12 protein-coding genes are annotated in these 15,917 nt (G+C 59.9%); 11 read left to right on the forward strand and 1 reads right to left on the reverse strand.

Annotated features, from left to right (window positions below):
• Nucleotides 1–287: 287 nt before the first annotated feature.
• Nucleotides 288–1,364 carry a 3-deoxy-7-phosphoheptulonate synthase gene (locus AACY19_RS00310; RefSeq protein ID WP_339446812.1) on the forward strand — a complete coding sequence of 359 codons (1,077 nt, stop codon included), beginning with the start codon at nucleotides 288–290 and terminating at the stop codon, nucleotides 1,362–1,364.
• A gap of 50 nt (nucleotides 1,365–1,414) precedes the next feature.
• Here AACY19_RS00310 and AACY19_RS00315 read toward each other — a convergent pair whose 3' ends face one another.
• Nucleotides 1,415–2,476, reverse strand: a complete 1,062-nt coding sequence (locus AACY19_RS00315) for a hypothetical protein (RefSeq protein ID WP_339446814.1) — start codon at nucleotides 2,474–2,476, stop codon at nucleotides 1,415–1,417.
• Between the two features lie 436 nt (nucleotides 2,477–2,912).
• On the opposite strand from AACY19_RS00315, the gene AACY19_RS00320 reads away from it, so the two are divergent.
• The 10 genes from AACY19_RS00320 (at nucleotide 2,913) to AACY19_RS00365 (ending at nucleotide 15,912) form a co-directional block, all read left to right on the forward strand.
• The gene (locus AACY19_RS00320; RefSeq protein ID WP_339447858.1) at nucleotides 2,913–3,782 is read left to right on the forward strand and encodes an esterase/lipase family protein; all 870 of its coding nucleotides are present in this window, start codon (nucleotides 2,913–2,915) and stop codon (nucleotides 3,780–3,782) included.
• Between the two features lie 96 nt (nucleotides 3,783–3,878).
• A complete protein-coding gene (locus AACY19_RS00325; protein ID WP_339446816.1) occupies nucleotides 3,879–4,160 on the forward strand; it encodes a peptidylprolyl isomerase in 282 nt (93 codons plus the stop codon).
• A gap of 133 nt (nucleotides 4,161–4,293) precedes the next feature.
• Nucleotides 4,294–6,162, forward strand: a complete 1,869-nt coding sequence (locus AACY19_RS00330; protein ID WP_339446818.1) for an extracellular solute-binding protein — start codon at nucleotides 4,294–4,296, stop codon at nucleotides 6,160–6,162.
• Complete coding sequence (locus AACY19_RS00335; protein ID WP_339446820.1) at nucleotides 6,162–7,226, forward strand: microcin C ABC transporter permease YejB; 1,065 nt, start codon at nucleotides 6,162–6,164, stop codon at nucleotides 7,224–7,226. Before AACY19_RS00330 ends, AACY19_RS00335 begins: the two co-directional genes overlap by 1 nt.
• Nucleotides 7,226–8,248 carry an ABC transporter permease gene (locus AACY19_RS00340; RefSeq protein WP_339446822.1) on the forward strand — a complete coding sequence of 341 codons (1,023 nt, stop codon included), beginning with the start codon at nucleotides 7,226–7,228 and terminating at the stop codon, nucleotides 8,246–8,248. The genes AACY19_RS00335 and AACY19_RS00340 overlap by 1 nt, the downstream gene beginning before the upstream one ends.
• Nucleotides 8,249–8,257: 9 nt before the next feature.
• A complete protein-coding gene (locus AACY19_RS00345) occupies nucleotides 8,258–9,832 on the forward strand; it encodes an ABC transporter ATP-binding protein (protein WP_339446824.1) in 1,575 nt (524 codons plus the stop codon).
• Between the two features lie 168 nt (nucleotides 9,833–10,000).
• Entirely contained in the window at nucleotides 10,001–11,407 is a 1,407-nt protein-coding gene (locus AACY19_RS00350; protein WP_339446826.1) for a sigma-54 interaction domain-containing protein, read from the forward strand.
• Between the two features lie 286 nt (nucleotides 11,408–11,693).
• A complete protein-coding gene (locus AACY19_RS00355; protein ID WP_339446829.1) occupies nucleotides 11,694–13,085 on the forward strand; it encodes a GntP family permease in 1,392 nt (463 codons plus the stop codon).
• Nucleotides 13,086–13,092: 7 nt separating this feature from the next.
• On the forward strand, nucleotides 13,093–13,866 hold the full coding sequence (gene hbdH / locus AACY19_RS00360; RefSeq protein WP_339446831.1) for a 3-hydroxybutyrate dehydrogenase: 774 nt from the start codon (nucleotides 13,093–13,095) through the stop codon (nucleotides 13,864–13,866).
• A gap of 90 nt (nucleotides 13,867–13,956) precedes the next feature.
• The gene (locus tag AACY19_RS00365; protein WP_339446833.1) at nucleotides 13,957–15,912 is read left to right on the forward strand and encodes an acetoacetate--CoA ligase; all 1,956 of its coding nucleotides are present in this window, start codon (nucleotides 13,957–13,959) and stop codon (nucleotides 15,910–15,912) included.
• The last annotated feature ends 5 nt before the right edge of the window (nucleotides 15,913–15,917 follow it).

Below are 15,917 nucleotides of genomic sequence, written 5' to 3' on the forward strand. Positions count from 1 at the left end.
CCCCCGGTCGGCCTCCCGACCGGGGGTTTTGCTTTTTCAGGCCCCAACTTTTTCAGCAACACACCAGACACTTTGAGGATTCACGACATGAACTACGCCACTTATTACCGCTACGACAGTTTTTCCGCCTGGCGATTTACCAGCCTCCGCTCGGGACAGCCTGCCGCCTCCGATCGGTCACCCACAGGTGGCATGCACACACACGTGGCCAATACGGCCAACTGTCGAACACCCCAGTAGGGCCGAGTGAGCGGGAAGCACCCGCCACCAGCCCAGGAAAATTGAATATGAACTCGTCCGTATCTGCTTTGCCACTGTCCGCCCTCAATTCTGCCAACGAAGCGCTGACCCTGCGTCTGCCCAGTTCATTGCAACTCAAGCAGCAATTGCCGCTGACCAGCGCCTTGAGCCAACAAGTCGCCAACCACCGCCAAGCCGTGCGCGCCATACTCAACGGCGAAGACCAGCGTCTTCTGCTGATCGTCGGACCTTGCTCGATCCACGATCCTAAATCCGCCCTCGAATACGCCGAAAAGCTTGCACGTCTGAGCAGCGAAGTCAGCGACGAAATGTTGTTGGTCATGCGTGCCTATGTCGAAAAACCACGCACCACCGTTGGCTGGAAAGGCCTCGCCTACGACCCCCATCTGGATGGTAGCGATGACATGGCCGGCGGCCTGACGCTGTCCCGCGAGCTGATGATCGAGATGATCCGCCTCGGCCTGCCGATTGCCACTGAATTGCTGCAACCCATGGCCGCCGGTTACTTCGACGATCTGCTCAGTTGGGTCGCCATCGGTGCACGCACCACTGAATCGCAGATCCACCGGGAAATGGCCAGTGGCTTGAGCATGCCGGTCGGCTTCAAAAACGGGACCGACGGCGGTGTCGCCGTTGCAGTCGATGCCATGCGCTCGGCTTCCCACCCGCACCGGCATTTCGGCGTCGACACCCAAGGGCATCCCGCCATCGTCCAGACGACGGGAAATCCTGACACCCACCTCGTCCTGCGCGGCGGCCACCAAGGGCCGAACTACGATCCGCAGAGCGTTGCGCGGATACACGACGACCTGACTCGCCTGAAGATTCCGGGCCGAATCATGGTCGATTGCAGCCATGCCAACAGCGGCAAAGACCCCCTGCGTCAGCCCGGTGTATTCAACGATGTACTTGAGCAGCGCTTGCAAGGTGATCGCTCGCTGATCGGGATGATGCTCGAATCCCACCTGTTCGAAGGCTGCCAGCCGCTCAGCAATTCACTGCGGTACGGTGTATCGGTGACCGATGGCTGCCTGGGTTTCGAGTCGACGGAACAATTGCTGCGCAGCGCTGCAGATCGTCTTCGCGCGCAACCTCGCACCTGAGCCAGAAAGCGACCATTGCGGACACCTAGCGGTCCGCAATGGTCTGCGTGTTATGCGCGTATGCGTATTCGGGTGGCGCTGGAGAGCTGACTGACGTCGTCCAGTCGCTCTACCGAATACGAGACTTGCACCACTGTTTCCCGATGCTCGCGCCAGAAGCGGTACGGAACAATGAACACCAGTGGCTGCCCAGCCGTCGCACGGGTTATTTCTCGATCATCACGATGATTGAAATATTCACCGTCGCAGCGCAAATAGACCAGCTCACCTTCCTCGGCGTTGGCATTGGCAATCACGACGGTAATACCGTCCTGTGATTCGGCAATATCCAGTTCACCGCTTTCCGCACTGAGCACCTGCGGCGCCGGTAGTTCGCCTCGAACCAAGGGTGCCAGCAACAACTGCAAACGCGCAGACTGGCGCAATTGCCCGTCCTTCGATTGCACCTGATAGTGCAGGCTCACCGTTTGCCCGGCATGCCGAGCGAACCATTGCGGCTTGATCCAGAAAGACAGCACTTCGCGGACGGAAAAAGATTCGACCGTCAGCACATCATTGAAGCCACTGTCGTCGCTTTCACCCTGCCAGAAAAACAGCAGTTGATCCCCGGCAGCCATGCGCGCATACGGACGCATGAACACGCTCGCCCCTTCCGGTACTCGTGCCGGGTCCAGCGTGCCACCCACGGCTTCTTCGATAAATGGCGCGAGCAGTTCTGGCTCTGGATCGCCCACATCCAGTTGCAAACGACTGGACGCGACGGGCTCGGACAGATCAACACTGTGGAGTGTCCAGCAGAGTTCCAGCGAACCTCCTTCCAGCATCGCGATGTGGACGCCTTTGATGACGAACACCACCTCTTGACCCACTTGCGCATCACTGACAACACGGCTGATCTCATGGGTGTAACGCAATCCGTCGGCATCGAGTCCCAGCCAGCTGAGAATCAGTTTGTCACCGCTTTTCATCTGAGGATAAGGCGCCACCCGGACAAAGGCGCTGTCGAGCGAGGGGTCGAGCATGCCTCCTTCGAGCAATTCGATGCTCGGCGCTGGCAGCGATATGGGCGGCGTTGCCGAGGTGTCCGCCGGGCGGTAGCTGAACTCGAGCATTTTCCCCTCCACCCTGAAACTCATCCTGCCCGACACGCAGGGCTCAGTCGTCTGCATTAAGGGTTCGCAAACATCCAGTTGCGCATCACATCTAGTCATTCTTCACTCCATTCCCTGGATAAAACGTCGTCGATTACCGCGACGTCGAATAGAGGTATTCAACCTCATCCGTTGAGTAATCGATGTCAGCCGAAGCAACTGCGTGTGGACGGCAAAAGCGCCCGCTGACGTAGGTTCCCGGTCATGAATCCATTTAAGCAGTGCGAAAGATTGCCAAATGTTCCGACAACGCCCGCAACCCCTACTGAAGTTTCCTACTTCTACTAGTCCATTTTCCCTTAAACACTGCGGTATTTTCAGACATCGCTTGGCTGATGCCGTGATTTACAGTGGCCTGCAGAAACGATCCACTAACTTCTGCGAAAAAGGCACAAACATGCAACGGAATGCGACAACCCGCTACCCCATCCTGTTGGTTCACGGTCTGTTTGGCTTCGAACGAATCGGCCGTTTCGAGCTGTTTCATGATGTCAAGCAAGCACTGCGAGACGTTGGCAATCGAGTGTTTGTCCCACAGCTGTCGGCCACCCATGACAACGAGGTACGCGGCCAACAGTTACTGATGCAGATTGACCGGGTTTTGGCCGGGACCGGCGCGAGCAAAGTCAATGTGATCGGGCACAGCCAGGGCGCACTTGCCTGCCGTTACGCCGCTGCGCTTGCGCCGGAAAAAGTGGCGTCGGTCACCTCTGTCAGTGGCCCGAACCACGGCTCTGAAGTGGCTGACTTATTGCGCAAGGCGCTGGTGCCAGGGCAAATACCAGAGCGCACGGCCCACGAGATCGCTACGCAGTTTGCGAATTTCCTGACGCTGCTCAGTGGCCGACGGACGCTGCCGCAAAATGCGGTAGCGGCACTGGGCGCGCTGACCCGCGAAGGCGTCAGTCAATTCAATCGAACCTACCCCCAGGGCCTGCCCACCACATGGGGCGGCCAAGGTGCAGAAGTGGTCGACGGGGTCCGTTACTACTCGTGGAGCGGCGTGCTGCCCGCAGCGCCCACCGAAAACCTGCTGGAGTTCAACCCCGTGCACCGTGTGTGTCGCGTCCTGTCGCGCCATTTCACCGTTGAAGCCGGGCAGAATGACGGGTTCGTCGGCCGCTACAGCTCGCATCTGGGCAGCGTGATCCGCTCCGACTACCCTTTCGACCACATGGACAGCCTGCGTCGCACGCACGGTCCGAGCATCGATCCGATCGAGTTGTATGTTGAGCAAGCCCTGCGCCTTCGCGCCGCTGATCTCTGAGTCGAGACAAATGTACCGAATGGAACTTTGCCGAGAATTCACCCACTGAATCCGGTAGGCTCCACACTTTACTGAAATAGATTGGAGAGTTTTCCCATGGCTAAAGCCACTGCCCGCCACATCCTGGTTTCCAGCGAAGACCAGTGCAACGAACTCAAGGCCCGGATCGAAGGCGGCGCTGATTTCGCCGAAATCGCCATAAACAACTCCAACTGCCCATCCGGCCGTCAGGGCGGTGATCTGGGCTCGTTCGGTCCTGGCCAGATGGTCAAGGAATTCGACACCGTGGTGTTCAGCGCGCCGATCAACGTCGTGCAAGGCCCGGTGAAGACCCAGTTCGGTTATCACCTGCTGGAAGTCACCAGCCGTCAGGACTGATCCGTCGTCTGATTGCTATCCAACGGCCCGCCATTTGGTGGGCCGTTGTGTTTCAGTTACACATACGGCTGGCGGCTGACGCGGCTCTCGCGTACAAATTGCGCTTATCGATTACCCGGTTCCAAGGCTGACAATGCGACTGGCTTTCCCCACATTGATGCTCACCGCCCTCGCCCTGCTGTCGGGCGCCTGCGGTGTGAATGCTGCTGCGCAACATGCTTTGACCGTTTACGGCGAACCCCCCAAATACCCGGCCGGATTCAGCCACTTCGACTACACCAACCCGCAGGCGCCCAAGGGTGGAACGATGCGTCGCTCGGCCATCGAGATCGGTCATTTCGATCATGTCCTGCCTTATATAGACAAGGGCATCGGCGTCACGCAGATCGACGGCCTGCTGTACTCGCCGTTGGCCCAGCGCTCGATGGACGAGCCCTACACGGTCTACGGTCTGGTCGCGCAAAAAATCGAACGCTCGGAAGACGGGCTGTCGTTGCGGTTTTTTATCAATCCCAAGGCACGCTTCGCCGACGGCACCCCCATCACGGCTGAAGATGTGCGCTACACCTACGATTTGTTGATGACCCAGGGCAGCCTGCGTTATCGCACGCAGTTCGCCGACGTCAAACGCGTCGAAGTGGAGGCGCCTTTGACGGTGCGCTTCGATTTCAAGAGCAACGAAAACCGCACCCTGCCGCTGGACATCGCGACCCTGCCGGTGTTTCCCGAACACTGGTGGAAGAGTCGCGATTTCGCTGGCGGTGGTGGTTACGAACCACCGCTCGGCAGCGGTCCCTATCGCGTCGGCAAGGTCGACTCCGGACGCAGCATTACCTTCGAGCGCAACCCCGACTGGTGGGGCAAGGATCTGCCGGTCAGCCGCGGCCTCTATAACTTCGACCACTTCAGCATCGAGTATTTCGGCGACACCGATGTCGCCCGCCAGGTGCTGCGCGGGGGAGCCTATGACTACAACCGCGAATTCTCCGCCACCGGTTACTCCATCGGTTACGACAGCCCGGCGCTGAGCGACGGTCGCCTGCAAAAAGCCCACCTGGCCACCGAGGCACCGCAATCGGCCCAAGGGTTTGTGTTCAATTTGCAGAAACCGATGTTTCAGGATCGCCGTGTGCGTCAGGCGCTGGCGATGCTCTGGGACTTCGAATGGAGCAACCGGCAGATGATGCGCAACCTGTACATCCGCCAGCAGAGCTATTTTTCCAACAGCGATCTGGCCGCCCGCGCGCTACCGGATGCCGCCGAACTGAAAATCCTTGAGCCGCTACGGGGGCAGATTCCCGACGAAGTTTTCACAACAGTCTTCGAGGCGCCGAAAACCGATGGCAGCGGGCTGATTCGTGACAAGCAATTGCAGGCACTCGAACTGCTGGAACAGGCCGGCTGGAAGCCTGTTGGTGACCAATTGGTCAACGCTCAGGGCGAACCGTTGAGTTTCACTTTTCTCGTCAGCCAGAACGGCATGGACCGCCTGCTGCTGCCGTACAAACGCACCCTGAAACAGATCGGCATCGACCTCAATATCCGCCGCATCGACTCCTCGCAATACGTCAACCGCCTGATGAGCCGCGACTACGACATGATCGTCACCGGCTACCCCGTCACGACCTCCCCAGGCGGCGAGTTGCTCAATTACTTCGGCTCGGCGTCCGCCAATGATCCCGGCGCCAACAACTATATGGTGCTGAATAACCCGGCAGTCGACACGTTGATCAATGGCCTGATTCGCGCCTCGACCCAGCCCGAGATGCTGCGCTACGCCCATGCGCTGGACCGCGTACTGCAGTGGAATTACTACTGGATTCCGAACTACTACCCGCCTGGAACCTCCACGGTATGGTGGAACCGTTTCGGTATTCCATCGGTGCAAGCGAGCAATGACGAAGCCATCGAGAGCTGGTGGGAAATCAGCAGGACCGCGCTGACCAACCAACAGATGACGGCGGAGAAAATCAGCCGTGGCAGACCTGGAGGGCCGCGTTGATGTGGGGTTACATTCTGCGGCGTCTGCTGCTGATCATCCCGACACTGGTGATCATACTGCTGGTCAATTTCGTCATCATCCAGGCCGCACCCGGCGGCCCGGTCGAACAGGCCATTGCCCATTTGCAGGGGATCGGCGGCGCCGGCAATGTCGGTGGGGGCGGCACTGAGACCATGAGCGGCACGTCCCGCGCCAGCCGAGGTCTTGACCCGCAACTGATCAAGGACATCGAAAAGCAGTACGGCTTCGACAAGCCCGCCCATGAGCGCCTGTGGCTGATGCTGAAGAATTACGCGCAACTCGACTTTGGCAAAAGCTTCTTTCGCGGCGCCACGGTGACCGATCTGATCCTCGAAAAAATGCCGGTGACCCTGTCTCTCGGGCTCTGGGCGACGTTGATCACGTATCTGGTTTCGATCCCGCTGGGCATTCGCAAAGCCGTGCACCACGGCAGCCACTTCGATATATGGAGCAGCACAGCGATCATCATCGGGTACGCGATGCCGGCGTTTCTCTTTGCGATGTTCCTGATCGTCGTGTTTGCCGGCGGCACGTCGCTCAACTGGTTCCCGGTACGCGGTCTGGTTTCGGACAACTTTGACTCACTGTCGACGATGGGCAAGATCGCCGACTACTTCTGGCATCTGGTGTTGCCGGTGACGGCGTTGGTGATCGGCGGTTTCGCGACGCTGACGATCCTGACCAAGAACTCGTTTCTCAATGAAATCACCCGCCAATACGTGGTGACCGCCCGGGCCAAAGGCCTGAGCGAACGCCGAGTGCTGTACGGCCACGTGTTTCGCAACGCGATGTTGCTGGTGGTGTCCGGCATTCCCCAAGCGTTCATCAGTGTGTTCTTCGCCGGGTCGTTATTGATCGAAGTGATTTTCTCCCTCGATGGTCTCGGACGCATGAGTTATGAAGCGGCGGTTTCCCGGGACTACCCGGTGGTGTTCGGTTCGCTGTTCATTTTCACCCTGTTCGGCCTGCTGATAAAACTGATCGGCGACCTCTGTTACACCTTGGTCGATCCGCGTATCGACTTTGCCGCGAGGAACGCCTGATGTTAAAGCTCTCGCCGTTGGGCCGTCGTCGCTTCGAGCGCTTCAAGAAAAACCGTCGTGGCTGGTGGTCGTTGTGGCTGTTTATCGGACTGTTTGCGCTGACACTGGGCGGTGAACTGATCGCCAACGACAAACCATTGGTGGTCAGCTATCAGGGCGACTGGTACTTCCCGGTGTTCAAGCGCCACACCGAGCAGGAGTTCGGCGGGCAACTGCCGTTCCAGGCCGATTACCGCAGCGACTATGTGCAGAACCTGATCCGCAAGGACGGTGGCTGGTTGCTGTTCCCGCCGATTCCGTTCAGCGATGACACGCCGAACTACGACCTCAACAAACCCGCGCCGAGCCCACCGACCTCGGTCAACTGGCTCGGCACCGACGATCAGGCCCGAGACGTGCTGGCACGGGTTATTTTCGGCGCGCGGGTGTCGATCCTGTTTGCCTTGATGCTGACCGTTGTCAGCGCGCTGATCGGCATTGCTGCCGGGGCCTTGCAGGGCTATTACGGCGGCTGGGTCGACCTGCTCGGGCAACGTTTGCTGGAAGTCTGGTCAGGATTGCCGGTGCTGTACCTGCTGATCATTCTTTCCGGTTTCGTCGAGCCGAACTTCTGGTGGTTGCTGGGGATCATGGCGTTGTTTTCCTGGCTGGCGCTGGTCGACGTCGTGCGCGCCGAATTCCTGCGCGGACGCAATCTGGAGTACGTCAAAGCGGCCCGGGCACTGGGCCTAACCGATCGCAAGGTGATTGTCCGGCACATCCTGCCCAACGCCATGAACGCTACGTTGAGCTATCTGCCCTTCATTCTGACCGGGGCGATCTCCACCCTCACCGCGCTGGATTTCCTGGGTTTCGGCATGCCCGCCGGCAGCGCTTCGCTGGGCGAGTTGATCGGTCAGGGCAAACAGAATCTGCAGGCACCCTGGCTTGGCCTGACGGCGTTTTTCACCCTGGCGCTGATCCTTTCTTTACTGGTGTTCATCGGCGAAGCGTTACGTGACGCGTTCGACCCTCGATCCTGAAGCGTGGCCATGACTGACAATCTGATTGAAATTCGAAACCTCAATGTCGCCTTCCACGGCCAGACCGTGGTGCGTGACCTGTGCCTGGATATTCGCCCTGGCGAGTGCTTGGCGCTGGTGGGTGAATCGGGCTCCGGCAAGTCGGTGACCGCGCATTCGATCCTGCAATTGCTGCCTGAATGTGATGCGCAAACCCGCGGCAGCATCCGTTATCGCGGTCAGGAAATCGTCGGTGCCGACCCCAAGGTCCTGCGTGAACTGCGCGGCAACCGCATCGCCATGATCTTTCAGGAGCCGATGACCTCGCTGAACCCGCTGCACACCATCGAAAAGCAGATTGGCGAAACCTTGCTGCTGCATCGAGGCCTCGGCGGCAAAGCGGCGCAGCAACGCATTCTCGAACTGCTCGGACTGGTGGGCATCCAGAAGCCAAAAGAACGCCTCAAGGCCTATCCGCATCAACTGTCCGGCGGTCAGCGTCAACGGGTGATGATTGCCATGGCCCTGGCGTGCGAACCGGAATTGCTGATCGCCGATGAGCCGACCACGGCACTCGATGTCACCGTGCAGCGCAAGATTCTCTTGCTGCTCAAGTCCGTGCAACAACGCCTCGGCATGTCGCTGCTGCTGATCAGCCACGATCTCAATCTGGTGCGCAGCATCGCCCAGCGCGTGTGCGTGATGAAGGCCGGCGAAATTGTCGAGCAGGCGCCGTGCGAAACCCTGTTCACCGAACCGAAGCATCCGTACAGCTGCGTACTGATCAACGCCGAGCCCGAAGGCGAAGCCCTGCCCCGGGATGAACGCGAGAACGTGCTGGAAGTCGATGACCTGCGGGTGGAGTTTGTCGTCGGTGGCGGGTTGTTTCAGCGCAAGCAGTACCTGTGTGCAGTGGACGGCATCAGCCTGAGCATTCAGCGCGGCAAAACGCTGGGCATTGTTGGCGAGTCCGGCTCCGGCAAGTCAACCTTGGGCCAGGCGATTTTGCGCCTGCTTGATTCCGAGGGCAGCATCCGCTTCCAGGGCGAAGCACTCGATGGCCTCAATCAGAAGCAACTGCGGCCGTGGCGCCGGCAGATGCAGGTGGTGTTCCAGGACCCGTTCGGCAGCCTCAGCCCGCGCATGTCGGTGGCGCAAATCATCAGCGAAGGCCTGGAAGTGCATTGCGAATCCAGCGCTGAGGAATGCGATGCGCAGGTCATCCGGGTGCTCAAGGAGGTTGGCCTCGACCCGGAAAGCCGCCATCGCTACCCCCACGAATTTTCCGGTGGTCAGCGCCAGCGGATCGCCATCGCCCGCGCGCTGGTGCTGAAACCGGCGCTGATTTTGCTGGATGAGCCGACCTCGGCACTCGACCGCACTGTGCAGAAACAAGTGGTCGCCCTGCTCCGCGACCTGCAGGAAAAGCACGGTCTGACCTACCTGTTCATCAGCCATGATCTGGCGGTGGTGCGCGCGCTGGCCCACGACATGATCGTGATCAAGGACGGTAAAGTGGTTGAGCGCGGGCCCAGCCATGATGTGTTCGATGCCCCGCAGCATCCGTACACCAAAGAGCTGTTGGCGGCGGCGCATCCTGGGTAAGAATAATCGCCAATCGACTTCACACCGAGTCTGAGGCCACGCTGGCAGCCAGTTCACACAAGGCGTTGCGGATGTACGCAACCCTGTGAACGACCGATCTCCCTGTGGGAGCCGGCTTGCCAGCAAAGAGGCCCGCATTGATAACCCACATTCCGGATCAACCGTCAGATGAACACCACCGACAGCCTCAAGGACTACCAACGCGTTCGCACCCTGGCGATCCGCTCATTGTTCGAGATCATCGAGCAGTCCAGTGAAGGTACGGTGATTGTCGACCGCGACGCCAATATCGTCTGGATGAACGAGCGTTATGCCCGGCGATTTGGCCTCGAATCTGCCGCTGGTGCCATCGGCAAGCCGTGCGAAAGCGTGATCCCCGGTAGTCTGCTGCGTGAAGTGGTGCGAACCGGGCGACCGATCCTGCTTGACATGCAAGACACGCCGAAAGAGCCGCTGGTGGTGATGCGCCTACCGATCCACGACGACGTCGGTACTGTCATCGGCGCGATCGGCTTTGCCCTGTTCGACGAGCTGCGCACGCTGTCGCCGATGCTCAAGCGCTACCTGAGCATGCAGGAGGAACTGGCCTCGACCCGTTCGCTGCTGCGCGCACGGCAGACCAAATACAATTTCGCCCACTTCATCGGCACCAGCGCCGCCAGCCTCGAAGTCAAACGGCGGGCGCGGCGCAGTGCCAGCGCCGAATCCCCGGTGTTGTTGCTTGGCGAAACCGGCACCGGCAAAGAGCTGCTGGCGCAAGCGATCCACAGTGCCTCGCCACGGGCGCACAAAGCCTTCGTCAGCATCAACAGCGCGGCGATTCCCGAGGCATTGCTGGAGGCCGAGTTCTTCGGCACCGCACCCGGCGCATTCACTGGCGCAGATCGCAAGGGGCGCACCGGCAAGTTGCAGATTGCTCAGGGTGGCACGCTGTTTCTCGACGAAATCGGCGACATGCCACTGCCGCTGCAAAGCAAATTGCTTCGGGTATTGCAGGAAAAGGAATTCGAACCGGTAGGCTCCAACGAGGTGATCCAAAGTGATGTGCGGGTCATCGCTGCCACCTCGACGGACCTGCAAGCGGCGATCAAGCGCGGCGAATTCCGCGCCGATTTGTACTACCGCCTCAATGTCCTGCCGATTCAGGTCCCGCCGCTGCGCGAGCGTCTTGATGATCTGCCAGCGCTCAGTGAAGCGATCCTCGAAGAGCTGCGCAGCCAACACGAGTTGCACCGCGATGCGCTGGCATTGCTCGGCCAACATGCCTGGCCGGGAAATATCCGCGAGCTGCGAAATGTACTGGAGCGCGCCGCATTGCTCAGTGATGACCTGATGCTCAGCGAAAACGACATTCGCGCGGCCATCGGCACGTTTACTCCGGTCGAGCGGACATCGACGCCGTTGGCTGAAGCGTTGAGCGACGAGACATTCGCCCAGGCGCGGGAGCGCTTTGACCGGCAGTTGATTCAGGCAGCCTTGGCGCAATGCGGGGGAAAAGTACCGGAGGCGGCAGCCCGTCTGGGACTTGGGCGGTCGACGCTGTACAAGAAAATGATCGCCCTTGGTCTGGCTTAATCTCAATATAGAGACTCCAATCTCTATCTAAAGACACATCAGTAAACTTCCGGACAAGCCCGCTCCCACAGAGTGTTCGCTTTGCAAAAGTGGGAACGTGCTTGCGCGTGAAGGGGCCAGCACTCTCAATCAAAGTCTCTAGAACGAGACAGCATCAATCAAAACGCCTCCATGAAATCGATATAAACCTTATATTTCAATACGTTACATATCTGGCACAAATCTCGCTAAACGCTCTCCTACACCCGTTCCACCCACAAAAATAACAATTCTGGAGAGACACACCATGAGTGTGATCATTGCCTTGGCGGCCCTCGCGCTGCTGATGCTGGCTGCGTACCGTGGCTACAGCGTTATCCTCTTCGCCCCGATTGCTGCCCTCGGCGCAGTCCTGCTGACCGATCCTTCCGCCGTCGCCCCCGCGTTCACCGGGGTGTTCATGGAGAAAATGGTCGGCTTCATCAAACTGTATTTCCCCGTGTTCCTGCTCGGCGCCGTGTTTGGCAAGCTGATCGAACTCTCGGGGTTCTCGCGCTCCATCGTCGCGGCGGCGATTCGCCTGCTCGGCACCCGGCAAGCGATGCTGGTCATCGTGCTGGTTTGCGCCCTGCTCACCTATGGCGGCGTGTCGCTGTTCGTCGTGGTATTTGCGGTGTATCCGTTTGCCGCCGAAATGTTCCGCCAGAGCAACATCCCCAAGCGGCTGATCCCGGCAACCATCGCCCTCGGTGCGTTTTCGTTCACCATGGACGCGCTGCCCGGCACGCCGCAGATCCAGAACATCATCCCCAGCACCTTTTTCAACACCACTGCCTGGGCGGCACCCTGGCTGGGTGTGATCGGGACGATCTTCGTCTTCTGCGCCGGGATGCTGTTCCTCCAGCGCCAACGCAACAAAGCGCAACGTGCCGGCGAAGGCTACGGCACCGAACTGCGCAACGAACCGGAAACCGCTGAAGATCTCAAGCTGCCCAATCCATGGATCGCCCTTTCACCGTTGCTGGCCGTGGGCATCATGAACCTGCTGTTCACCCAGTGGATTCCGCATTGGTATGGCAAGACCCACAGCCTCGCGCTGCCGGGCATGGCCGCGCCGGTGACCACCGAAATCGCCAAACTGACGGCGATCTGGGCGGTGCAGGCAGCGTTGCTGATCGGCATCCTCATGGTGCTGGCGCTCGGTTTCAAAGCGATTCGCAGCAAACTCGCCGAGGGCAGCAAAAGTGCGGTCAGCGGTGCCTTGCTGGCCGCGATGAACACCGCGTCCGAGTATGGCTTCGGCGCGGTGATTGCTTCGCTGCCGGGCTTTCTGGTGCTGGCGGACTGGCTCAAGCAAATCCCGAATCCGCTGGTCAACGAAGCGATCACCGTGACCCTGTTGGCCGGTATCACCGGTTCGGCATCGGGCGGCATGAGCATTGCGCTGGCGGCGATGTCCGAGCAATTCATCGCGGCGGCCAACGCGGCAAATATTCCGCTGGAAGTGCTGCACCGCGTGGCCGCGATGGCCAGCGGCGGCATGGACACCCTGCCCCACAACGGCGCGGTGATCACGCTGCTGGCGGTTACCGGGCTGACCCACCGTGAAGCCTATAAAGACATTTTCTGTATTACGCTGATCAAGACCCTGGCGGTTTTCGTAGTGATCGGCACTTTCTACGCCACTGGCATTGTGTGAGGTATTGATGACGACTCTTTCCGGCAAGACCGCACTGGTTACCGGCTCCACCAGCGGCATTGGCCTGGGCATCGCACTGAGCCTGGCCAAGGCTGGCGCCAACCTGATCCTCAATGGTTTTGGTGATGCCTCGAAGGTCATCGCTGAAGTCGCCCGACTGGGCGTCAAGGTCGGCCATCATCCAGCGGACGTCAGCGACCCGGCACAGATTGCCGAGATGGTCGCTTACGCCGAACGAGAATTCGGTGGAGTCGACATTCTGGTCAACAATGCCGGCATCCAGCACGTCGCCGCCGTGGAAGAGTTTCCGGTGGAACGCTGGGATTCGATCATGGCGATCAACCTGTCTTCGGTGTTTCACAGCACCCGCCTGAGCTTGCCGGGCATGCGTGCGAAGAATTGGGGTCGGATCATCAATATTGCTTCGGTGCACGGTCAGGTCGGTTCGACCGGAAAAGCGGCGTATGTCGCGGCCAAGCATGGGGTGATCGGCCTGACCAAAGTGGTCGGCCTGGAAACCGCGACCAGCAACGTTACCTGCAACGCGATCTGCCCCGGCTGGGTATTGACGCCGCTGGTGCAGAAGCAGATCGATGATCGCGCCGCCAAGGGTGTCGATCCGCAGCAGGCGCAGCATGATCTGCTGGCCGAGAAGCAGCCTTCGCTGGAGTTCGTGACGCCGCAGCATCTGGGTGAACTGGTGTTGTTCTTGTGCAGCGAGGCGGGCAGTCAGGTGCGTGGGGCGGCGTGGAATATTGATGGTGGGTGGCTGGCCCAGTAAATACGGCCTTTGCGGGGGCGGACAAGCCCGCTCCCACTGGGGTCATGCGGGCCCACGACCTTTGTGCATGAACAAAACAAGAGGCAAGCAATGTCCGACATCCTCTGGCAACCCGACGCCAAACGTATCGCCCAGTCGCGCATGGACACGTTCCGCCGCGCGGTCAATCAGCGTCATGGGCTGAAACTCGACGACTACCCTGCCCTGCACCAGTGGAGCATCGAGCAGCGTGGCGAATTCTGGCAGGACATCGTCGATTGTTTCGACATTCGCTTCCATCGCCAGCCCGACGCTGTGCTGCGTGAAGGCGCGCAAATGCCCAGCGCCGAATGGTTTCCCGGTGCGACCCTGAACTTCGCCGAACATCTGCTGCGACGTCGCGACGATGCGGTGGCAGTGATCGCCGTGGGCGAAAACGGTCAGCGTGAACAACTGACCTGGGCCGAACTGGCCGAGCATGTCGCCGGGTTCCAGGCCAGTTTGCAGAGGGTCGGCGTGGGGCTCGGTGATCGGGTCGCCGCGTGCCTGCCCAATACCTGGCAAACTCTGGTGGCCATGCTCGCCACCACCAGCCTCGGGGCCATCTGGTCCTGTTCGTCGCCGGACTTCGGCACCCATGGGGTGATTGATCGCTTCGGCCAGATCGAGCCGAAAGTGCTGATCACCTGCGCCGGTTATCGCTACGCCGGCAAAGAGATCGACCAGACCGGCAAGCTCAATGAAATTCTCCAGCAACTGCCGTCGTTGCAGCAGTTGATCATCGTGCCGTATGCCCGTCCCCAGGCGCGTGCCGAGGATTACCGAACCGAGGCCGAGGTAACGCTCTGGGACAACTTTTATGAGTCAGGAGGAGAGCCGGACTTTGTCGCGGTCCCGTTCAATCATCCGCTCTACGTGCTGTACTCCAGCGGCACCACTGGCGTGCCGAAATGCATTGTCCACAGCACCGGCGGCGTGCTGCTGCAACACGTCAAGGAACACGGCCTGCATTGCGACCTCGGCCCCGGCGACCGGTTGTTTTACTACACCACCTGCGGCTGGATGATGTGGAACTGGCTGGTTTCTGCCCTCGCGGTCGGCAGCGCTGTGGTGCTGTATGACGGCTCGCCGTTTCACCCGGACAACGCGCGCCTGCTCGACTTGATCGACGACGAGCGGATCAGCGTCTTTGGCACCAGCCCCAAGTTCCTCGCCACCCTGGAAAGCAGCGGTGTCAAACCCCGTGAAAGCCATGATCTGGGTAGCTTGAAAACCCTGCTCTGCACCGGTTCTGCCTTGTCGCCGCAGAGCTATGATTTTGTCTACCGCGACGTCAAGGCTGACGTCTGCCTGGCTTCAATGTCAGGCGGCACCGACATCGTCTCCTGCTTCGTCAACGGCAACCCACTGTCACCGGTGCGGCGTGGCGAAATCATGGGAAAAAGCCTGGGCATGGCCGTTGAAGTGTGGAATGACGCGGGCCAGCCGGTGGTCGGTGAAAAAGGCGAACTGGTCTGCACCCGGCACTTTCCCGCGATGCCAATTGGCCTGTGGAACGACCCCGACGGCAGTAAGTTGCGGCAATCCTATTTCAGCCTGTTTCCCGGCGTCTGGGCGCAGGGCGACTACGCCGAACAACGGCCCCATGGTGGCGTGTTGATCCATGGTCGTTCGGATGCGGTGCTTAACCCTGGCGGCGTGCGCATCGGCACGGCGGAGATCTATCGTCAGGTCGAGAAAGTCGCGGAGGTTCTCGACAGCGTCGCCATCGGTCAGCAATGGCAGGACGACGTGCGCGTGGTGCTGTTCGTGCGTCTGAAAGATGGCATTGAACTGGATGACGCCTTGCAACAGCAGATTCGCCAGGTCATTCGCGCAAACACCACGCCTCGTCATGTACCGGCGAAGATTGTCAGTGTCAGCGACATTCCGCGCACCATCAGCGGCAAGGTGGTCGAACTGGCCGTGCGCAATGTGGTGCACGGCGAAAAGGTCAAGAACACCGACGCGCTGGCCAATCCCCAGGCTTTGGAGCAGTTTCGCGACCGCGCCGAATTGCGCGACTGACGCCG

This window comes from Pseudomonas sp. EA_5y_Pfl2_R50 (genome assembly GCF_963970475.1).
Classification (GTDB): domain Bacteria; phylum Pseudomonadota; class Gammaproteobacteria; order Pseudomonadales; family Pseudomonadaceae; genus Aquipseudomonas.